This window comes from Rufibacter soli (genome assembly GCF_054781795.1).
In genome coordinates this window covers 2,693,667-2,714,819 of record NZ_BAAGTS010000002.1, presented here as the reverse complement: position 1 = coordinate 2,714,819, position 21,153 = coordinate 2,693,667, and the positions used below count along the sequence as shown (strand labels likewise).

General features: G+C 52.9%; 20 protein-coding genes. 12 read left to right on the top strand and 8 right to left on the bottom strand.

Annotated elements, in window-relative coordinates:
* Positions 1-4 precede the first annotated feature (4 nt).
* The 4 genes from ACYVJQ_RS13220 to ACYVJQ_RS13205 all read left to right on the top strand — a co-directional run bounded on the left by ACYVJQ_RS13220 (position 5) and on the right by ACYVJQ_RS13205 (position 3,232).
* The gene (locus ACYVJQ_RS13220) at positions 5-622 is read left to right on the top strand and encodes a NuoI/complex I 23 kDa subunit family protein (protein WP_460893555.1); all 618 of its coding nucleotides are present in this window, start codon (positions 5-7) and stop codon (positions 620-622) included.
* Between the two features lie 49 nt (positions 623-671).
* Complete coding sequence (locus ACYVJQ_RS13215) at positions 672-1,301, top strand: hypothetical protein (RefSeq protein ID WP_460893554.1); 630 nt, start codon at positions 672-674, stop codon at positions 1,299-1,301.
* A 207-nt stretch (positions 1,302-1,508) separates the two neighbouring features.
* The gene (locus ACYVJQ_RS13210; RefSeq protein ID WP_460893553.1) at positions 1,509-1,847 is read left to right on the top strand and encodes a hypothetical protein; all 339 of its coding nucleotides are present in this window, start codon (positions 1,509-1,511) and stop codon (positions 1,845-1,847) included.
* A gap of 104 nt (positions 1,848-1,951) precedes the next feature.
* A complete protein-coding gene (locus ACYVJQ_RS13205) occupies positions 1,952-3,232 on the top strand; it encodes a replication-associated recombination protein A (RefSeq protein ID WP_460893552.1) in 1,281 nt (426 codons plus the stop codon).
* A 65-nt stretch (positions 3,233-3,297) separates the two neighbouring features.
* Here the strand turns inward: ACYVJQ_RS13205 and ACYVJQ_RS13200 are convergent, their stop codons facing one another.
* Entirely contained in the window at positions 3,298-3,876 is a 579-nt protein-coding gene (locus tag ACYVJQ_RS13200; RefSeq protein WP_460893551.1) for a hypothetical protein, read from the bottom strand.
* Positions 3,877-4,205: 329 nt separating this feature from the next.
* Here ACYVJQ_RS13200 and sppA point away from each other — a divergent pair, with 329 nt between their 5' ends.
* A complete protein-coding gene (gene sppA / locus ACYVJQ_RS13195; protein WP_460893550.1) occupies positions 4,206-5,972 on the top strand; it encodes a signal peptide peptidase SppA in 1,767 nt (588 codons plus the stop codon).
* Between the two features lie 189 nt (positions 5,973-6,161).
* A complete protein-coding gene (locus ACYVJQ_RS13190) occupies positions 6,162-6,977 on the top strand; it encodes a purine-nucleoside phosphorylase (protein WP_460893549.1) in 816 nt (271 codons plus the stop codon).
* Positions 6,978-7,104: 127 nt separating this feature from the next.
* Here ACYVJQ_RS13190 and ACYVJQ_RS13185 read toward each other — a convergent pair whose 3' ends face one another.
* The 5 genes from ACYVJQ_RS13185 to trxA form a co-directional block, all read right to left on the bottom strand.
* A complete protein-coding gene (locus ACYVJQ_RS13185) occupies positions 7,105-7,941 on the bottom strand; it encodes a DUF4249 domain-containing protein (RefSeq protein WP_460893548.1) in 837 nt (278 codons plus the stop codon).
* Entirely contained in the window at positions 7,941-10,256 is a 2,316-nt protein-coding gene (locus ACYVJQ_RS13180) for a TonB-dependent receptor (RefSeq protein WP_460893547.1), read from the bottom strand. Before ACYVJQ_RS13180 ends, ACYVJQ_RS13185 begins: the two co-directional genes overlap by 1 nt.
* 66 nt (positions 10,257-10,322) lie before the next feature.
* Positions 10,323-10,637 carry a hypothetical protein gene (locus tag ACYVJQ_RS13175; RefSeq protein WP_460893546.1) on the bottom strand — a complete coding sequence of 105 codons (315 nt, stop codon included), beginning with the start codon at positions 10,635-10,637 and terminating at the stop codon, positions 10,323-10,325.
* 89 nt (positions 10,638-10,726) lie between these two features.
* A complete protein-coding gene (locus ACYVJQ_RS13170; protein ID WP_460893545.1) occupies positions 10,727-12,592 on the bottom strand; it encodes a M61 family metallopeptidase in 1,866 nt (621 codons plus the stop codon).
* Between the two features lie 319 nt (positions 12,593-12,911).
* Complete coding sequence (gene trxA / locus ACYVJQ_RS13165; RefSeq protein WP_460893544.1) at positions 12,912-13,220, bottom strand: thioredoxin; 309 nt, start codon at positions 13,218-13,220, stop codon at positions 12,912-12,914.
* 187 nt (positions 13,221-13,407) lie between these two features.
* Between trxA and ACYVJQ_RS13160 the strand changes: the two genes are divergently transcribed.
* The gene (locus ACYVJQ_RS13160) at positions 13,408-14,613 is read left to right on the top strand and encodes an alpha/beta hydrolase family protein (protein WP_460893543.1); all 1,206 of its coding nucleotides are present in this window, start codon (positions 13,408-13,410) and stop codon (positions 14,611-14,613) included.
* Positions 14,614-14,716: 103 nt separating this feature from the next.
* Here the strand turns inward: ACYVJQ_RS13160 and ACYVJQ_RS13155 are convergent, their stop codons facing one another.
* Positions 14,717-15,940 carry an MFS transporter gene (locus ACYVJQ_RS13155; RefSeq protein WP_460893542.1) on the bottom strand — a complete coding sequence of 408 codons (1,224 nt, stop codon included), beginning with the start codon at positions 15,938-15,940 and terminating at the stop codon, positions 14,717-14,719.
* Positions 15,941-16,101: 161 nt separating this feature from the next.
* On the opposite strand from ACYVJQ_RS13155, the gene ACYVJQ_RS13150 reads away from it, so the two are divergent.
* From ACYVJQ_RS13150 to ACYVJQ_RS13130, 5 genes are all read left to right on the top strand, one after another.
* Positions 16,102-16,410, top strand: a complete 309-nt coding sequence (locus ACYVJQ_RS13150) for an HNH endonuclease (RefSeq protein ID WP_460893541.1) — start codon at positions 16,102-16,104, stop codon at positions 16,408-16,410.
* A 105-nt stretch (positions 16,411-16,515) separates the two neighbouring features.
* Positions 16,516-17,580 (top strand): DUF6687 family protein, encoded by a 1,065-nt coding sequence (locus tag ACYVJQ_RS13145; protein WP_460893540.1) that lies wholly within the window; start codon positions 16,516-16,518, stop codon positions 17,578-17,580.
* Positions 17,581-17,696: 116 nt separating this feature from the next.
* The gene (locus ACYVJQ_RS13140) at positions 17,697-18,086 is read left to right on the top strand and encodes a hypothetical protein (protein ID WP_460893539.1); all 390 of its coding nucleotides are present in this window, start codon (positions 17,697-17,699) and stop codon (positions 18,084-18,086) included.
* A 118-nt stretch (positions 18,087-18,204) separates the two neighbouring features.
* Positions 18,205-19,050, top strand: a complete 846-nt coding sequence (locus tag ACYVJQ_RS13135) for a universal stress protein (RefSeq protein ID WP_460893538.1) — start codon at positions 18,205-18,207, stop codon at positions 19,048-19,050.
* A gap of 3 nt (positions 19,051-19,053) precedes the next feature.
* A complete protein-coding gene (locus tag ACYVJQ_RS13130; protein ID WP_460893537.1) occupies positions 19,054-19,965 on the top strand; it encodes an EamA family transporter in 912 nt (303 codons plus the stop codon).
* Positions 19,966-20,178: 213 nt separating this feature from the next.
* Here the strand turns inward: ACYVJQ_RS13130 and ACYVJQ_RS13125 are convergent, their stop codons facing one another.
* Complete coding sequence (locus ACYVJQ_RS13125) at positions 20,179-20,970, bottom strand: transporter (RefSeq protein ID WP_460893536.1); 792 nt, start codon at positions 20,968-20,970, stop codon at positions 20,179-20,181.
* Positions 20,971-21,153 lie beyond the last annotated feature (183 nt).

Genomic DNA, 21,153 nt, shown 5'->3' with positions numbered 1-21,153 from the left:
GCAAATGGGCAAAGAAACAACAGGCAGCTTACAAAGACGCGGCTTCTGGCGAGACGCGCAATCGCTCTGGCAGGGCATGGCGCTTACGTTTAAGCACATGCTCCAGGCCCGGCATCGGCGCGCGCCCCTGGACATTGCCGACCCCAACTACTTCGCGCAGCAGACCGGCTTGGTGACTTTGAAATACCCGTATGAGGCCCTGCCCGTGCCGGAGAACGGCCGCTACCGCCTGCACAATGAGATAGAGGACTGCATTGTCTGCGACCTCTGCGCCAAAATCTGCCCCGTTGACTGTATCACCATTAAATCTGTAAAAGCCACTGAAGACATAGGCGAAACCTCAGACGGGACCAAGAAACGGCTCTTCGCGCCGGTATTTGATATTGACCTGGCCAAGTGCTGCTATTGTGGTCTCTGCACCACCGTTTGCCCCACAGACTGCCTCACCATGACCAAGGTCTATGACTTTCCGGAGGTAGACATCAAAAACATGATTTACCATTTCACTGACCTTACCCCAGAACAGGCTGAGGAGAAGAAACGCCTGTGGGCTGACCAACAGGAAGCCGTAGCCAAAGCGAAGGCCGAGGCCCTGAAAGCTAGGCAACAGCCAAACCCGTAGCGGTGAATAAGACACATTCACAAGACCAAAGAAGATTAACCAAAAGAGATTGAAAACAGCAAAGCCGAAAGTCCTCTTGGTGGGGGCGGTAGCAATTGGACTAATTCTGATTCAGATGGGGGCCGGTGCCTGGTATGAGCCCAGGTCTACCAGGGCGCAGTTTCTGCTAGAAGGGCACCTGTTGCTATTGCTGCTGCTTTTAGCCTTGCTGTTTCTGTACGTGGAAGGCGTTTACTATCTGCTAATGGTCAAGCTGAAAAAGTCTACCCCCTTGCTGATATACTCAGACGTGCTGCTTTTGCCGGTGGGTATTGCCTTTTTCCTGAGCCTTAAGTTTCTAGGAGACGTCAAAGAAGACCGGATCATTTACCAATCTGTCCAAAACCCTTCTGAGAAACTGGTGGCCCAATACTATGAAACCGGCGTAACTAGAACACCTCGGTGGCGGACCGTTCTGGTGAAAGACATGCAGGCAGAGGTACGGAGGTTCAAAAAAATAGATCTGGATTTGAATAAGGCCTCTACTGCCGCCCAAAAAGTGCTAGGTGAAAAACATATTGAGTATAGGTTGGTACCGAAGACCGTGCAGCATGATGACCAAACCTATGTGCTGGAGCAGGTCCATTTATTTAACGGCAAGCTCCTTAAAGAGCCCACTTCACCCAACCCAAGGCCGTAGCGTTTTGGGCCTGTTTTCCTGAAAAGAGGCCCAAAACAGGTAATCCTTAAAGGGATAATGGTTTGCCTTCTAATTTTTGGTCATCCTGAAAGGACCTTGTGGGTGAATTGGATAAGCGGGGAGGTTACAGACTTTCCCTGCACAGAAAATCCACAATATTGACCTCGCAAACCAGCCCTTATTTTTAAAACCCTTTTGCCAAGTTGAATGAAAATACCTACAGAGATAGCCAGTGCCAAGAACTTGAGAAAAGCGAAGTTAATCTTTAGGGTTATCCTTTACCTGACGGCCTTTACCATTCTCATGGTGCTGGCTTTGCCCGCCCTTCAACTGGAAGGAACCATAAGAGATGTCACCATTAGTGTGCCTGCCTTGCTGGCGGTGGTGCTTACTCCTGTTGGTCTTATTTTTCTAGTGAAGAGTTTTCTGGCCAAAGAGCCTTACCAAAAGCAAAAGGCTTTTTATCTGGTGGGGTACCTGTTTTTTCTCATATTATTTATCCTCTTCACGTACGCGGTGGCGGTAGATATAGCCAAGCTGCTTTAAGCCTGTTTTCTGAAAAACAGGCCTGAAACGGAAGGCAATTCCCAGTATCTTCGCGGCGGGTTTCACCGTTAGTAGGTTGTTCCCTTTTCAGAGCCTTTACCTTCATGTTCCAAACTACCAAAGCCCCTTTGCCGGAGCGCATGCGCCCCCACACCCTGGACCAATACGCCGGGCAGCAACACCTGGTAGGGCCCAAAGGAGTGCTGCGGCGCTACATTGAGGCCGGCATGGTGCCTTCCATGATTTTCTGGGGACCTCCCGGCGTAGGTAAAACCACACTGGCCGGTATTATTGCCGGACAGCTCAAAGTCCCGTTTGTGGCCATGAGCGCCATAAACGCCGGCGTGAAGGACATACGTGACGTAATAGACCAGGCCCGCAAACGTCAGGGCACGGTTCTGTTCATAGATGAAATCCATCGGTTTAGCAAGTCTCAGCAAGACGCGCTTTTAGGGGCCGTAGAGAAAGGCACCGTCACCTTGATTGGCGCTACCACAGAGAACCCCTCGTTTGAGGTGATTCCCGCCTTGCTGTCGCGCTGCCAGGTGTACATTCTCAAGTCACTGGAGAAGAAGGAACTGGTAGACCTGGTGCAAAAAGCCCTCACCGAAGACGAAATCCTGAAGAAGCGCGAGATTGAGGTGCAGGAGTATGAGGCCTTGCTCACCATCTCGGGCGGCGATGCCCGCAAATTGCTCAATCTCTTGGAAATTGTCATTGACGGCAGTACCAGCAACCCACAAGAGAAGTTGGTCATCACCAATGAAATGGTGAAGCAGATTGCCCAGCAGAACCTGGCCCTGTATGACAAAGGCGGCGAGGCGCACTATGATATTATTTCGGCGTTCATCAAGTCCATGCGCGGCTCAGACCCCAATGCCACCATCTATTGGCTGGCCCGCATGATAGAAGGCGGCGAAGACCCCAAGTTCATTGCCCGCCGCATGCTCATCATGGCCTCTGAAGACATCGGAAATGCTAATCCCACGGCTATCATCATGGCCAATGAGTGCTTCCAGGCGGTGAACGTGATCGGGTACCCCGAGTGTGACATCATCCTGGCCCAATGCGCCATTTACCTGGCCACCTCTCCCAAGAGCAACGCCGCTTATAAAGCCATCAGGAAGGCCCGCGCCATGGTGCGGGAACAGGGAAGTCCACCGGTGCCCTTGAACCTACGTAACGCGCCTACCAAGCTCATGAAGGAGATTGGCTACGGCAACGAGTACAAATACTCCCATGACTATGAAGGCAATTTCGTGGCCCAGAACTTCCTGCCCGACGAGCTCAAAGGGACCGTCTTCTTCAATCCCGGCAACAACGCCCGCGAAAACGAAATGCGCAAGAATTTACGCAACCAATGGGGTGACTGGTACGGGTACTAAATATTGAGAGATTGAGTGATTGAGAGAATGAAAATATTTATTCATTCTCTCAATCATTCAATCTCTCAATCTTTCAACCAATACCGCACGCCAAAGGAGAGGCTCATAATATTGGGGTAGCCGGGCACGAAGGAGGTGGAAAGGTCGGTGCGGGGAGTGAGGCGGTAGTTGTATTCCAGTTCGCCGGCGTACCAGACCATTTTGTATTGCCACTTATCTTGCGGGTTTCCCCCAAAAAAAGAAGAGGAGAGGGTATAACCCTCTAGTTCTGACCAATTGCGCCGGAACACAAGGGTGGGACCCAGGCCCCCGTTAAGGGAATGCCGGCCAATGTCAAAGATGACGGCCCGCACGCCCAGGTGGGTAAAGCCAGCAAAGCGCAGGGCGCAGTCGGCGTAGAGGGCTTGAATGGCTTTCAGGGAGATTTTGCCCGGCACCAGAAAATGCTCGTACCCCACGCTTCCCCCCACGTTCAGCACCAGGTAGCCCTTGCCGTCGGGGTTAAGGGGCATAAGTTCCGCGTTGTTGTCGCCCTTGGGGTGCAGCGTAAGCCCGAAGTATTTCACGTTGAGGTTATGCTTTCCCTGGGCCTGGGTGAGCAGGGAGGCAAAGGAGAACACCAACAGAAAGATCCATTTTTTCATGTTTTGATGTATACGGGAAAGCGCGTGGGGCAAGGTAATCTTGAGTACCAGCAATAGTGAGCGTTGGTTTCTCCTTTAATTAGTCCAAGCCGCCTGCTTCTAAGCTTTTCCGTTTTAGGGCCGTTTTTGCAAAAACAGGCTTAAAACGGGAACCGGCCAATGGAAACGATTTCGTGGAGGTTCTTTATCTGCAGTAGGCAAGTGTGTGGGAGCGTCTATCTTTTTAACATAATTTATCTGAAAGTGTAAGTCTTCTTCCTAAATTACGACCAATACCTTACTACCAAAAGCTGGAGCCCTGCGGGTTCTGGGGTGATTTTATATTTGATATGCGACAATTCTTAAAGTTTGTATTGGCCACCATAGTAGGATTGTTTCTATTTATGGGGGTGGGCGTGCTCCTCCTGATTGGGATAGCCGCTGCCTCAGTAGAGGATGAAGTCTCTATTGAGGAAGGCTCTGTGCTGGAGATCAAATTAAGCCAACCGGTGGTGGAGCGCGCGCCCCGCAGCCCGTTTGCTGAGCTTGGCTTAAGCGATGTGTTTGGGGAACAGGGCATTGGCCTGGATGAGATTAAAGCCTCCATCAAAAAAGCCAAAGGAGATGACAACATCAAGGGCATTTTCCTGAACCTGGATATGCTACAGGCCGGCATGGCCTCTGTAGAGGAAATCAGAAACGTCCTGCTTGATTTCAAGAAATCCAAAAAGTTTGTGGTGGCTTACAGTGAGTTCTCCAGTGAGAAAGCCTATTACCTGGCCTCGGTGGCAGACCGTTTCTACCTCAACCCGCAAGGCACCATTGAACTGAATGGCCTGAGCTCTGAGGTGATGTTCTTTAAAGGCACCCTGGAGAAGCTGGAACTGCAACCGTATGTGTTCAAAGTAGGCGAGTACAAAAGCGCCGTGGAGCCGTTCCTGCTAGACAAGATGAGTGACCCCAGCCGGGCGCAGACTACCTCATTCCTGAACTCGCTGAATGATTTCATGCTGAAGAACATTGCCACCGCCCGCAAGAAAGACTTTGCAGTGGTGAAAAACATCTCAGACTCCATGCTGGTGCACAACGCCAAAGATGCCCTTGCCCTGGGCATGGTTTCCCACCTGGGGTATTATGACCAAGCCACTGATTTCATGAAGGCCAAGACCGGGGTGGAGAAAGACAAGGAATTGGAAATGGTAAACCTGGGCACCTACAAGAAAGTAGCCGACCCGGAAAAGAAAAGCGGATCTTCCCGTAACCGCATTGCTGTGATCTACGCCTCCGGTGATATTGTGGGCGGCAAGGGAGATGACAACACCATTGGCGGAAAGGGCATGTCTGAAGCCATTAGAAAAGCGCGGTTAGATAAAAACGTGAAAGCGGTGGTGTTGCGCATAAACTCTCCAGGCGGAAGCTCGCTGGCCTCAGACGTGATCTGGCGCGAGGTCATGCTCACCAAAAAAGTAAAACCCATCATTGCCTCTATGTCTGATGTGGCTGCCTCTGGCGGATATTACATTGCCATGGCCTGTGACACCATTGTGGCGCACCCTACCACCATTACCGGTAGCATTGGCGTGTTTGGCATTCTGGTTAACTCAGAGAACTTCCTCAAGAATAAACTGGGCATTACCACAGACCGCGTGAACACCGGTAAATTCTCAGATGTGCCTACCATTACCAGGGCCATGACCCCTTATGAGAAAATGACCATCCAGCGGGAGGTTGACCGTATTTATGAAGACTTCACCACCAAGGCCGCCCAATCCAGAAAAATGCCGTTGGCGCAATTGAAGAAGTTGGCTTCGGGCCGCGTTTGGTCTGGTCTTGAGGCCAAGCAGAACGGGCTGGTAGACGTGCTGGGAGGCATGGAGCAAGCCATTGCCATTGCCGCCCGCAAAGCCAAACTGAAAGAGGGCGAATACCGGTTGCGTACCCTTCCGGCCCAGAAATCTTTTATGGAAAACCTGTTCTCAGACACAGAATCACAAGTGCGGGCCTACTCCATGCAGAAAGAGCTGGGCACCTTGCTGCCGTATTACCAACAGTACCAGCGGGTAATGCAATTGCAGGGCATACAGGCCCGCATGCCGTTTGAACTGGACATCCAATAAGAGCTGCCTGCCCATTTTGGGTCACAAAAAAGGCTGCCCTTGGGTGGCCTTTTTTGTGACCCAAAATGACATATCTCTCTTTTTTTTGGCGTTTTTTTTGCGACCTTGCGCCGTCCCTCAACCAAGTTGTTTTGCGCCTATTTTTAGAAAAGTAGCCTCAAAACGGAAATGTATTTTTTATAAATGAACATGAGTAATACCCTACAAGAAGCCGCAGACTTTATCCGGCAGCAAACCAATCTGTTCCTGCCTGAGTTCGGGATTATCCTGGGAACCGGGCTGGGCGCCCTGGTCAAAGACATTGACATTACCTACAGCCTGGACTACGCAGACATTCCGCATTTTCCGGTGTCTACGGTAGAGAGCCATTCGGGTAAATTGATCTTTGGGGAACTGGGTGGCCGCCGGGTGGTGGTCATGCAGGGCCGTTTCCACTATTATGAAGGCTACACTATGCAACAGGTCGTGTTCCCGGTGCGGGTCATGAAGTTGCTGGGCATTCAGAAACTCTTCATCTCCAACGCCGCAGGCGGGTTCAAGGAAGACTTTGAACTGTCTGACCTGATGGTGATCACAGACCATATCAACCTGTTGCCTAACCCGCTTATTGGTAAAAACCTGGATGATCTGGGGCCACGCTTCCCAGACATGAGCGAGCCCTATGACTTGAACCTGGTGGCTCAGGCCCTGGAAATCTCTGCGGAACATGGCCTCAATGCCAAGACCGGCGTGTATGCCAGCGTTACCGGCCCCACCCTTGAAACCAGAGCCGAGTACAAGTACATCAACAGCATCGGTGCCGATGCCGTGGGCATGAGCACCATTCCAGAGGTAATTGCCGCCGTGCACATGGGCCTGCCTTGCTTTGCCGTCTCCATCATCACCGACCTTTGCTCGCCTGAAAAGATCCAGCGGGTGGTACTAAAAGACATTCTGGAGGCTGCCGCCAAGGCAGAACCTAAAATGACGCTATTGATCACAGAACTGATCAAGCGGCAAAACTAAAAACAGAAAACTTTCTTCTGAGTTTGGGAAGGTTCAGCAAAAAAGCCGGGTCACCTCTAAAGGGTGACCCGGCTTTTTTTTGGCCCAGCGCTATCCTATCTACCTTAAGGAAAGAACAGGCCAAAGCTTATTTGAGGATGATTTGCCTGGACTGGTAATTTAAGAATGTGAATACGCCAAAGCCGCCCGCTACCGTAGATTTAATGGTAACCGGTTGGGCAAAGGGATTGCCGTTGGCGTTACGGGCATCTTCCACACTACTGATGAAATTATAATACGGCTCTTCTATATGGAACAGCTTGACCGTGAGGGTGTCATTGGGTTTAAAGCGGTAGGTGGTGGTAAAGGTGATTTTCATGCCGTTCCGTAGGCGGTCATTCAGTTCAGCGTCTAACTGGCTGTCTAGGCCGGTACTGTCCTTCTTGTGGGCCAGCAGGCGGTAAAAGTCCTGGGTGGCCCCCTCATCCTTCCAGCGCACCAACAAGTAGGCTTCTTTGCTCTTGTCTGGCTTGTCATTGAATTTCCAGCCGATGCTGTCAAAGGGCACGGGCGGGAGCACGGTGGTAGTGCCCGTGAGGCGACGCCCCTTCACGTCTGTGACCTGGAGGGTAAAGACATCGCCGGGGGCGGCAGTCACAATTCTTCTGTTATAATGGGTGTAGACTTTTTCATTGGGTTCATCTACCCACAAGGTGTCCTTTAAAAAGATAGGAGCCTCTTTGTTTTTGGTAATGGAGACGGTGGCGCCCTTTACCAGCGCCGCCTGCGGTTGGTCAAAGTAACCCGCAGATTCAGACAGCACCAGGCGCATGGGTTGGCCGTTTTCCAGGTAACATTCCACCACCATTTGGGCAGGCAACACCGGCAACTTCACCTCAATCTCCTGCTCCATGTCACAGGAAGAGACCAACCCCGCCAGTAGCAGAATCAGAAGTAAGGACCTTGAAAAATGGTGTACACCCATTAGAACTTGAAATTATAGGTAACCGATGGAATAACGGGAAACAACGAAACCTGCTTGGCCACAAACCCCGTGATCTGCTCAGACTTTTCGTCTTTGAGGGTTTCAAAATAGACGAAATAGGGGTTACGGCGGTTGTACACGTTATACACGCTAAAGGTGAGGTCTGAGCTGCCCCTTCTTGGCCGTAGTTTGTAGACCAGGCCCAGGTCCATGCGGTGGTAAGCGGCCAGCCTGAAGGAGTTGCGGTCTGGGTAGACAGGAATGATGGTGTAATCCTCGCCAGGCACATCCTGGAAGACGAAACGCTGCACAGGCAACGAGTACGCGTTACCGGTACCGTACACAAAAGTAGCCGTGGCACTGATGCGTTTGCTCCACTCATGAATAGCCACTATAGACAGGTCATGGCGGCGGTCAAACCGGGTGGGGAACGTTCTGCCTTCGTTAATGTCTGGGAAGGTACGGTTGGTCCAGGAAAGGGTGTAGCCCACCCAACCGGTGGTCTTGCCCTCCTTTTTCTCCATGTAGAATTCCTGCCCGTAACTCTCGCCGGTCCCAAACACAAACTCCTGCTCCAGTTCATTGTTCCCAAAGATTTGGGCCCCGTCGCGGAGGTCCAGTTGGCGGTTCATTTTCTTGTAGTAGGCTTCCGTGCTGAAAAGATACTTCTCTTTGTGTAGTTTGGTAAGGCCCAGCGCCACCTGGTCTGATCGTTGCGGTTTTACGCCGGGGCTGGAGGGGTACCAGATATCCGTAGGCAACGAAGCGCCCGAGTTGGAGACCAGGTGCACGTATTGGAACATACGGGTGTAACTTCCTTTTAGGGTGAGGGTCTCATTGAGCCGGTAACTGACGGCGGCCCTTGGTTCCAGCCCTAGGAAATTCTTGCCGTCATTCACAAACCCAGAAAGCCGTAGTCCATAGCTGGCGGTAAGCGAGGGGGTAAAGGTCCAGTCATCTGAGACATACACGCCATATTCCTGGCCCCGGTATGCATTCCCCGCGTTCACGTTTACCGAGCCGTCCTGGCTATTGGCCTCCAAGCGGCCTACCGTAAAAGAATGGTGGGTGAAGGCCGCGCCAAACCGCAGGTGATGCTTTTCTGAGGAAATGTACTCAAAGTCTGACTTTAGGCTAAGGTCTGAGATGTTGGAAGTAAGGCTGAACCGGAAAATATCCAGTTCGTTTTTGATCTGGTATTCATAATCTGACGCCGAGAAAGTGGTATTCACGAAGAACCTGGGCGAAAACTGGTGCGCCCACCGCGCCGAACCCACCCGGTTGCCCCAATTGAAATTGAAGTTGAAGTTCTCGTCATCAAAGGTGAAAAAGTCACGGCCGTAGTAGCCGCTCAGGAAGAGGCGGTCATTGGGGCCTAGTTCAAAAGTAGCCTTGGCGTTGAAGTCATAGAAGTAATAGTCCGGGATGGGGCTGAAGTCCGGGTCATCTTCTTTGGCATTGTTGATTAGGCGGGTGAAGACATCCACGTACGTGCGCCGCCCCGAGACCAGGAAAGAGGACTTGTCTTTCTTGATGGGCCCTTCCACCGTCAGGCGGGAGGCAATCAAACCAATACCGCCAGAAACGTCATATTCCTTGCGGTTCCCTTCGCGGAGCTTCACGTCCAGCACGCTGGAAAGCCGGCCCCCAAATTGCGCCGGAAAACCGCCTTTGTACAGTTCCACGCCCCGCACCGCATCTGGGTTGAAGACACTGAAAAAGCCAAACAAGTGGCTGGGGTTGTAGACCAGGGCATCATCCAGCAGCACCAGGTTCTGGTCAGAACTGCCGCCCCGCACAAACAGGCCGCTGCTTCCCTCGCCGCCGCTCTGGATACCCGGTTTCAATTGCAGGGTCTTGATGATGTCTACTTCGCCAAAAAGGGCGGGCAATAGTTTGGCTTCCCGGCTGGAAAGGGTTTCCATGCTCATCTGGGGGGTGGATAGGCGCTCCTGAAACGAGTTGCGCTCAGATTCCACTACCACCTCTGAGATAGCGGTTGAGGCATCCAGTAACTCAACATCTAACCGGGTGTTTTTGGTTATTTCCAACTCCTTGGTTTGGGGCTGAAAGCCCAGGTAGGAGAACTGAATACGGTGGGTACCCGGTAACAGCCGCAAGGCGTAGTTGCCGTTTACGTTGGTTTCCACGCCGGTAGAAGTGCCCTCAAGGGTCACAACCGCGCCAATCAGGGTCTCACCGGTGGCCGCAGACCTAAGAGTGCCGCTCAGGGTCACTCTGTCCTGGGCCGAAAGGGTGGAGCCCAGGCAAAGAAGGAAGACGAAACTGAGCACTAGGCGCAAGGCAAAAGACATAAGTTGGAGTTGAGGAGCGAGCGGAACCTGCGTGTCTTTAAAGGGCAATAACTGAGAACATAACGCCTAACCCGCTGATATGTTTTCAGGGGTTTCCGGCGAAAGGACCTGGGCCGCGGCATCAAACCCCTCAGTTGGGAAAAGCGCTGCGTACAGCTTGGTAATGGCAAATAAATGCTGGCGTACCTGGGCGGGTTTAGGAAAGTCACCGGTCAGGGCATCCTGCGCCATGTGTAGGGAAAGGTCCGTTAGCAGCAGGCGGCGTTTCTCCAGGTAGTCGGGCGTGCCCGGGTACACGGGCGTAGTAGGGTAAGACGCTTCCACGGCCGCGTGGGCAGTGTCCAGGAGGGCAAGTAGTCTCTGCCGGATTTCTGAGTTCATGGCGTAAAGGTATCTAAAAAGCCCTTTCTGTTTTGGGCCTGTTTTTCAAAAAACAGGCCCAAAACAGAAAGGGCTAAATGAAGAGATGTTTAAAGGGTAGAATACAACCAGGCCTGCCGTAAAGCTTTCTGGGCTTCAGTGGCGTTAGGGTCTGGCGTAAGCAAGTGCGACACGTTTTCGTCTGAGGGAACCAGCCTGGCCTTCAATTCCACGGGCTTCACGGTGCCGTTGGCGTCTTTTCGGCCTACCACTATGGTGAGCATGCTGCCTTCTTTCCCGTTTATCACGTGTTTGTTGATCAGATCCTGGGCGTTGCGAAGGGTGAGGTCCTCGCCGTTTACTTGCCATAGCTGGTCACCGGCCTTGTAGCCCATCTGCTTGCCAAAAGCGGTTAGGTTCTCTACGCTGGCAATCACCAGGTGGCCCGAGGCCTGGTCATACCCAATGGTAGGCCTGCCCAAAGAGATGCGTTTCTGCACACCGGCCGGCTGGTAAAGAATGCCCACCTTTTGGAAGATCTCAGGATACGGGAGTTTCTGGGTGCCTTCTACGTATTGCCGGAAAAAGTCCCGGATCTCTGGGTAGGTGAGGGCTGTGATCTTGTCAAACAGTTCTTCGTCCTTAAAGCTTTTGTCTTTGCCGTAGGTCTGGCTCAGGTCTTTCATCAGGTTCCGGATGCCATATTTGCCCCCCGAAAGTTCACGCAGCTTTATGTCCAGGGCCAAGCCAATGAGGGCGCCTTTCTGGTACACGTTGCCGTACTCTTTTTCATATTTGTCCAAGGCGCCCAGGCTGAGCTCAGTGAAGGCCAGGCCATCATTGTACTGCTGTTGCGAGGCAATGATCTTAGAGCGCATCTCCTCCAGAAAGGCCGGTAGCTCGATTAGGTGCTGGTTTATCTGCACATGGTGGGCAAAATACTCGGTTACGCCTTCATACATCCAGAGGTGCTTAGACATCTTGGGGTGGCTGAAATCAAAGTTTCCTATCTCCTCTGAGTGGATGTTGAGCGGTGTAACGATGTGAAAGAACTCATGGGCCGAGATATTGCGGACTTGGTCTGCCAGCATGGCCGGCGGCATCTCCGGGAAATAGTACACCGAGGAGTAGGAGTGTTCCAGGGCACCATAGGCCCCGGTGCGGTTCTGCTTGTTATCAATATAGATCAGGAAGGCGTATTTGTCTACGGGCAGGGTGCCACCCAGGTAGTTTTTCTGCGCCTCCAGAATGGTCTTTACGTTCTTGGCCAGATCTTTTGACCGTTGGCCGCCCCCGGCTGCGTAGGTAGCAATCAGCACATCAGCGTTGCCCACTTTTAGCATGGCCGTGTCTGGCTTGCTGTACAGCATGGGCGCATCTACCAGGTCATTGTAGTTGTGCAGTTGGTACACGTCTGTGGTGGGGGTACTGCTAGTGGCACGCAAAGGAGTGGCTCCGTAGAAGTCCTGCGGTTTGATGATGGTGATCTGGTAAGGCTCCTTGGTGCGGTTGGCAAAATACCCGAAGAAGCCGTGCGTGTTCACCAAAAACACCTTGCCATCCTCAATGTCGGTGGCGGCGGGCTCAAACACGATGTCATCTTTGCGGGGGGTATCCCAGGTGTCATCTACCAGATAGGTAATGAGCGCCAGTTTCTTGGCTTTGTTGATTTTCCAGCTGTTCTGGTCCAGGCGCTCTACCTTCAGCTTTTTGCCCTTCTTGTCAAAGGCATTGAAGTCAGAGACAAACTTCCCGAAATCATACACGGCGTAGGTACCCGGCACCATCTTGGGCATGTGGTAGATTACCTCATCCTCCTTCATGTCTGGGGTCACCAGAGACACCTTGAGCTTATCGTCTTTTACCTGGTTCAGGTCCAGGGAGAATTTATAGGAAGGGGTAGCCGTGTCTTGCGCCAGGAGGGGGGAGTGCAGGAGCGTGGCAAACGCCAACGCCGCGAGGGATCTTTTGAGCATAGTATCTTTAATATCTGGAAATGCTAATAAAACGAAAGTAATCGGGTTTAGGTACTTCGGCAAGAAAGAATCCCGCTCCGCCCAGGGGAGAAAACCTCAGGGCTCTCTTGTTTGTCGGGGAAAAGGCGGAAATATTACAGGCGGGGCTAAGAACCAAGGCCAAATTTCTGGTCTGCAGGCAATAGAAAAAATCCTAGAACGTAGCGGCCCCAAGGGGATTCCTCTGTTGCCCTTCCAACCGTTGCTGGTTTTAGCTTAAGCGAGGCCGATTTGCGTTTCGGGCCTGTTTTTTCAAAAACAGGCCCGAAACAGCTTTAGGTTAGGGGAGGTGCTGCTGCACCACCTGGCTTAATTGAGTGGCCGGTACCACGCCAGATTGCCGCCAAAGCTGCTTGCCCTGGTGGAAAAGCAGGAGCGTGGGGATGCCCTGCACCCGGTACTGCTGCGCCACCGCCTGGTTTTTGTCTACGTCTATCTTGATCACCTTTAACTTACCTTCAAACTGCTGGGCCACCTGCTGCAGAATAGGCGACATGGTTTTGCAGGGGCCGCACCAGTCGGCGTAGAAGTCTACCAGCACCGGCATGCCCGGGCTGTTGATGAGTTCCTGGAAAGATTTTTTAGGCATGGTTTTTCCTTGTAAGGTTACAGGAGGGTATACGCAGAAAGCGGTTTCCAGATGTAGGGTGGCCTGCCGGGCACCGGTTTCCGTTCTGGGCCTGTTTTTGGAAAAATAAGCCTGAACCAGGCCCCTGGCCGGAACTTTCACTGGCCTTAACTTCTTACCTACATAGACTTTTACATTCTTACCTGCCTTGAAAACGACTTTATATATCCTGCTGCTGGCCTTTACCACCTGGTGCTCTTCCTGCAATGACAACCAGGTACTGGAAGACCAGCAAGTACAGCAAGCCCCCAAGGAAACCCTGGTTTCCGCAGAAAAACTCGCCACGCTTCCGGCTGCCGGGCTCAAAGAAATAGCCATCTCCAACGGTCAGGCAGACCTGGCTGCCCTGGTCAAATATGACGTGGAAGTGTACCGCATGATTTACCTCACGCACTATAACGGCAAAGAGGTGCGGGCTTCTGGCTTGATGGTGGTACCCCTGAAACTGACCTCGCCGGCGCCTATGCTTAGTGCCCACCACGGCACCACCTTTGACCAAAAATATGCGCCCAGCAATTTCCAGTTGAGCTCCTTTACCGGGTTTGAGGCCTTCGGGGCTGCCGGCTATCTTACCCTGGTGCCAGATTTCCTGGGCTACGGCGAGTCTAAGCAGATTCTGCACCCGTATTATGACGCCAAACACTCGGGCACGGTGGTGGTAGATATGATCAAGGCGGGCAAAGACTTCTTCCAGAAAAACAATATCAAGACCTCGGGCCAATTGTTTTTGGCGGGCTATTCTGAGGGTGGGTATGTAACCCTGTCCGCCCAAAAAGAGATAGAAGAGAACCCGGGCCACGTACTCACAGTGACTGCCTCGGGCGCAGGGGCCGGGGGCTATGACCTGGAAGGCATGATGGCGCGGGTGATTTCCGGCGAGACTTATGACTACCCGGCCAACCTGGCGTTTCTCCTGCAGGCCTACAACCGCACCTACAACTGGAACCGCCCGCTCACTGACTTTTTCCAGGAACCCTACGCCACCCGCATTCAGGAACTGATTGACGGTACCCGTACCAGCAGTACCATCAACAGCGCCCTGGCCAAGGATCCTGCCCAACTCTTCAACCCCGCGTTTCTGGCGGGCCTGCGCGGCAATGGCGAGCAAGCCCTCAAAGCGGCCCTGAAACAGAACAGCCTCAAGAACTGGGTCCCTAAAGCTCCCTCCCGGCTCTACCACGGCACCGCCGATACCATGGTGCCCTATGAAAACACAAAGGTTACCTATGAAGCCATGAAGGCGGCCGGGGCCCCAGACCTGAAACTGGTCTCCATTTCGGGGGGAACCCACTTCAGTAGCCTGGAACCCATGATCAAGGACCTGATACCCTGGATGGAGGCGATGAAAAAGTAGAAAACACAGATGTGTATATGCACACAAAGGCCCGGACTCTGAGGAGGAGTCCGGGCCTTTCCGTTTTGACCCTGTTTTTCAGGAAACGGCCTTAAAACACAAATTAGCTGACCCGTTTAAGTTTGGTCACCACCCACATAGAAAGCAAAGTGAAAACCGTGGCAATAATGCCTACGGTGCCAAAACCATGCAAGGCAGGGGAACCCGGGGTAGTGGTGATGATGAGCCCCGCCAGGAAAGCCGCCAGGCCAGAGGCCAGCTGCTGCACCGAGGAGTTCACGCTCATGAAGGATCCGCGCAGGCGGGGTTCAATGCTGGAGGTGATCAAGGACATGGCCGGCACAAACCTGGCCCCAAAGAAGATAAAGAATTGCGTGGTCACCACAAAAGCCTGCCAGTGCGCCACCTGAGGCAAGTGGGTCACCAAAAGAATGGGGATAATAGACAACAGGGCCGCCACCATAAATACCTTGCTCTTGCCGTACTTGTCAGAAAGCCTACCTGCCCACTGCGAGGTTACCACCGTGGCCAGCCCGCCAAACAGGTAGATATAGCTGAGTTCGGCCTCCTCAAACCCCACGTTGGCCACCATGTAGGGGCTCAGAAAAGGCACTACTGTAAAGCCTGCAAAAGACAGCACTACCATCAGGGCAAAGGCCCACAGACTATTGGCCTGGCTAAAAATGGTTAAAAGTACCTTGCCAGGGTGTTGCGGCACGTGGTGAAGCAGGTGTTGCCGCATTGAAGGCAGCATGCGCCACGCAAGCACCAGCACCAACAAGCTTAGCCCGGTGAGCAAGTAAAACGGCGCGTGCCAGCTGGCATGGCTGGCCAAGTATAGCCCCACCGGAATGCCGCCAATAGAGGCAATGGAAAAAGCCGCCATCACCTTGCCCGTGGCCGCGCCGCGCCGTTCCTCAGGAATAGAATCGCCAATGATGGCCAGGACCAAGGCTCCCAACACCCCGCCAAAGGCTCCGGCCAGAATACGCGCCACCAGCAGAAAACTGAAGGTAGGGGCCAGGGCGCAGGCAAAGGTACCCAGCGTAAAACCCAGGTAAAGGGCCAAAAGGGCATTCTTGCGGTCAAATCGGTCAATAAAGAAAGCGCTCAGCAGGCCAGACGTGGCGGCACTGAACGTATAGGCAGATACCAGCAGGCCAAACTCCTTGGGGCTTATCTGGAACACCCGCATGAGCTGCGGTCCCAGGGGCATCATAATCACAAAGTCCATGATGTGCGTAAACTGGATGGCCGCCAGAATAAACAGCAGCCAGCTTTCGCGCAGGGCGGGTGCTGGAGAGGAATCAGAAGAAGAAAGCGACATGTAAAAAGCTGAGTGGAATAGACAGGAAAGTGAAAAATAATACGTGGGCGAATCCCATTGGTTCCTGCGCCGTTACATCTTTCTCCCGTGAAGGTAAGCGTTTACAGGAAAAACCGCACAGGCATCTAAAGAACCAAAGCCGCCGGTAGGCTACAGAAGCAATGGCAAAGAAAGTACGCAAGGACCAGCAAAGTGCAGACCCCGTCTGTTCCCTCTGTGAGCGCGAAGTGGGGTTTACCTCTCTGCACCATTTAATCCCCCGGGAGGAAGGGGGCAAACACGGCCCTACGGTTCCCTTGTGCCAGCCTTGCCACAGTACCGTGCACCTTACCTATACCAACAAAGAACTGGCAGTGCTCTACAATTCCATTCAGGCCCTGCGCAGTTCTGAGGGCCTCCAGAAATACCTGGCTTGGGTGCGCACCAAGCGGCTAGACAAAATCACCAACCGCCGGGGCAAAAGAAAGTAGGTAGCCATTTGCGTTTCTTGCCCGTTTTCTGCAGAATAGGCCCAAAATAGAATGACTGGTGGGCCCATACCCAATTGCTTAGCTTAACGCTTGTTCCCAAAACCCATGGAATTTACCTATTTGCCTTTTCCCCAGCTTAAACAGACGCCCGCCGTGGTGGTAGACAGTTTCCACCCCAACGGCTTGGTGCTGTCGCATTGGCGCGAGGCGCCCACTCCCGCGGCCCTGCGTGAAGATACCAGCGCAGGCATGGTGCTGCAGGCGCTCAAGCAACAATGGACAGCGCTGGATACCTACCACTCCGTAACCGCCAACCATTTTGACACTGATGCCCTGGTAGGGGTTTGGGCTCTGCTTCACCCTACGCTGGCACTGGAACAGGAACAGACCCTTCGGCAAATGGCGGTGATCGGTGATTTTCGGGAATTGGATATGGAAGCGCCTATGGCAGAAAAAGCCCTGCAATTGGTCTGCTGGATAAATCAGGAAGAGAGAAACAGGTTTTACCCTCCCTTTGGGGCCGAAGACCTGGAAGAGAACGAGGTAGTGGCCTCAGTGCCTAAGTTTATCTATTTCCTGGAAGCCTTGACGGCGGTCTTGCGGCAGCCTGGGTTGTTTGAAAAAATCTGGCGGCCCGAATATGACTTGGTGTTGGCGGGGTATGCCCAGATGCATGGCCCGCAGACCCAAATAATCCCATATGGAAACCTGGGTCTGGTGGTCATCCACACCCCAGAACCGGTGCATTACTATGCCTTGTTCGGTCCTACGGCCGGGTATGATCTGGTATTGTCTTGTTACGCGGGCAACCGGTATGAGCTGGAGTGCAAGTACACCACCTGGGTAGACCTGGAATCAAGGCCCACCTTGCCGCGACCTAACCTGCAGGCGCTGGCCCAGGAATTGAATGCCCAGGAAACCTCTGGATTTACCTGGGTGGCGGACGGCGTCACCGATACCGGCCCTATTCTGCGGCTGCAGGACAGGAAACTTAGCAAAGCCCAGCGGTATGGCAATCCAATAGACCGGCCACTCCTTCGCTCATCCCTTTCCCCGGAAACTTTTACTGGCATTGTGATTCCCTATCTGGAAAGGATCTTTTCTGATGTGGAACCTAAAACCCGATGGACCTGGCAAGAGATGAAGGAGTTTGTTAAAAAAGTGCAATAGATACTTCTGTAGGCATAGCAATAAATAGCGGTATCTCCTTAACTTTAAGGCTAGTTATACATTGCCTCAGTATTCCCAGCTAAGATAATGTGACATTTAGAATCATGGATACGGGTATGGTGACAATCGCTCAAAACCAATTCTATCAGCTAAGGGTAGGGCAGGAGGAAAACAGGTTGTACATGGATATAGCGGGCACCTGGCAACAGCAACCTGAAACCGTTGGGTACGTGGCGCATATCAGGGAGGCGCTGGCCATCCTTCAGCCGGGCTTTTCCATTCTGTGTGACATCAGGGAATTGGGGGAATGTTCTTCTGCCGCGCAGGAAACCTTTTTAAAAGTGCAGCGAATGATGGTAGACGCCGGGGTGCGGCACATTGCCGAGGTCCATACCTTTAGCCACCCAGGAAGTGACATGGCCGTTGACCTGGCCCGCGAAAGCAAGATTCCCCTGAATATCTTTGACTCGCCGGTAGATGCCCTGACCTGGCTTTCTGAACAATAGACCTGATTTCTGGCTAAGGGAAGCGGGCAATGGCGGAAATATAACCCAAAAGCGATATTCACGTTTTGAATGGTACCAGGTCCCAGTAAACCTGGGCCTGAAAAAGCCTTACTGCCCTATGAAAAAGATTCTCTGCCCTGTAGATTTCTCCAAGACCTCCAACAAAGCCGCTGAATATGGGGCCCACATCGCCTCCAAAACCGGAGCCTCCTTGACTTTGCTGCATGTGCTGCACCTGCCCATGATGGATACCACAGAATCTGCCCTCATGGCTAGTCAGGTATTAGACGAGCAGCGCCGGGTAGCCGGCGATAAGCTGCAATCCTTGGCCATGCACCTGCAAAACCTCTCTGGCGAAGGAGGAGGCACCTTCGTAATGGACTCAAAAGTGCAGGAAGCGTTTCTCGCCGATGCCGTAGAGCGGTTGGTGAAGGAAGAAGGCTATGATTTTGTAGTGTTAGGCACAACAGGAGGCGGCAACACCTTAGAGGAAATCATGATTGGCAGTAATACTGAAAGTGTGATCTCCCAGGTGAAGTGCCCGGTGCTGGCCATTCCCGCCCGCGCGCCTTTCCCAGAAATCCATCGGTTTGTGTATGCCTCTGATTATATGCCGGAAGATGGCCGGGCGCTGAACCTGGTGCTGCAGCTGGCCTCTTTCTTTCAGGCAGAGGTGGAAGTAGTGCATGTTTCTAAAGAGGAAGATGCCGCCAAGGCACAGGCCTTCATGGACGACCTCCGTCATACGCTGGGAGGGCACCCCGTCCGGTTCCAGGCCATCATTCACCCTGAAGAAGACACCGGCCTGAAAGAGTACCTGAGCAAGTCTAACGCCAGCCTGCTGGCCATTCTTAAAAAACGGCGCAATTTCTTTAAAGACCTTTTTGGCTTAAGCCTGGCCGAAAAAATGACTTACCAAACCAAATTACCCCTTCTGGTCCTGCACGAAGAGGCCTTGTCTTAATCTATGAATTCATTCTCTTCTTCCGGGGCCCCGGCTACCGGTTGGCTTAAAATCGCGGCCTTTGCCGCGATTTACATTATATGGGGTTCTACTTACCTGGCCATTGTCTTTGCCATTGAAACCCTGCCACCCTTTTTAATGGCCGGGCTGCGGTTTTTGACGGCGGGCCTGTTGCTCTTTGGATGGGCCAGATGGCGCGGCGCGCCGGTCCCATCTTGGCTGCACTGGCGTAATACGGCTGTTATTGGGGCGGCCTTGCTGTTGGTGGGTAACGGCACCGTAGTCTGGGCCGAACAGCGGGTAGCCTCTGGGGTGGCGGCGTTGCTGGTTACCACTGAGCCTCTGTGGGTGGTGGTACTCCAGTGGTTGGGCAGAAACGGGAAGGCTCCGGCTAAAGGGGTACTGCTGGGGTTACTCTTGGGGGTAGTGGGCATGATCGTGCTGGTGAACCCCTTTAACCTGGAAGGTGGGGTAGACCTGCTGGGCAGTACTGCTATCTTTTTATCGGCGGGCGCCTGGGCCTGGGGCTCTTTGTTCTCTTCCAGGGCCAAATTGCCATCTTCGCCCATTCTCACCACGGGTATGCAAATGCTCTGCGGCGGCGGTTTGCTATTGCTGGCCGGCAGCATCACCGGCGAATGGCAAACCACCAATTGGACCGCCGTGAGCCAGCGTTCTTGGCTGGCTTTGGGCTATCTCACGGTTTTTGGGTCCTTGGTTGCATTCTCGGCATACAGCTGGCTGACCAGGGTAGCACCGCCGGCCCAGGTTTCCACTTATGCCTATGTGAACCCTGTGATTGCGGTGCTGTTAGGATGGGCTTTCGCCCAAGAGGTCATCACTGGCAACACCCTCATTGCTGCGGTCCTACTGGTATTGGCCGTGGTCTTGATTACCTTAAAGTCGAACCATTGATTTCTGGGATTGCTATGGTAAGATGCGCTCTTCTACAGACTTTCTAAGGCGCTTAAGTAGCTGTCACGATGTGCTTTATCTTGCTGTGGTTGGCCTGTACCCTTTGGTTGTAGGCTATGAATTTGACTTAAAAGCCGTTTTGGGCCTGTTTTTGAAAAAACAGGCCCAAAACGGCTTTTTGCTACATGACCACCAAATAGGTCGCGGAAAGTTTTACTTGGGAAGCCGAACGCTCAGGCCACCGCCCATAAACAAGTCGGGGGCTTGGGAGGATACTCCCTTGCCTACAATGGCGTCTAGTTGCAGGTTAGGCAGCAGCAGGTACTGGAACCCGGTATCTACCACATTCTCCGTGGAGCTGCCCTTGGGCTTTTCACCGGCAAACTCGGCAAAAAGGGTAAGTTTCTCGCTTAGCTTACCGCCCAGCGAAGCACTGAACAAAACCTTGTTTTCCATCTCGCCCTCTTCTGGTTCCCGCCTGAAACCCGCGTTGTACTGCAACCTCCATTTGTCTGTAAGGTTGTTTGTGAACAGAAGCTTGATTTCAGGGGCCACCTTGCTAGGTTCAAAGGCATCTTTGGCCAAAGGCAGCTCTAGCATTGCCAGCACAGATACCTCGGGCCGGGCCCCTTGAGACCCAATAGCCTTTACCTTGGTACCCACCCGCACAGTGCTCAGACCTTTATCTTGCTGCAGCAGGGCCTTGCCCGCCCGGTATTCCTCGGTGCGGTAGGTGGCTTCCAGGCGCAGCTCCGCCGCCTTTAAAATTCCGGTCCTGAACAGTGCTTGTGGGTACAGCCACTGCCTGTTTTCAAGGCCTTCTTGCTTTGATTTCAGAAATTGGAACCCGGTTTCCAGTTGGAAATACCCTCTGGGTACCAGACTGGAGGCATCGGTCCGGTCGGCGCGGTCGGTCTCAAATTCAGGGTTAGAAGATGTGGTCTCTTGCGCCAGGGCTGCTACTTGCCACAAGCCAAAAACCAGGAGGAGAATTGTTTTTTTCATAGTAATTTCAAAGATGCTGGTTAGGGTACGGGGCGCAAGGCAGGAGGTTGGCTGCAGGACTTGGCTAAAGCAGTGCATTAGCCCAGAAACCGTATTTATGCGGTGTTTTCGTGTGGATTCCTTGCCAGAAACCCTATTTCCAGCACCAACCTGATCCCTTAAATAATTGGTAATTGGGGCTAA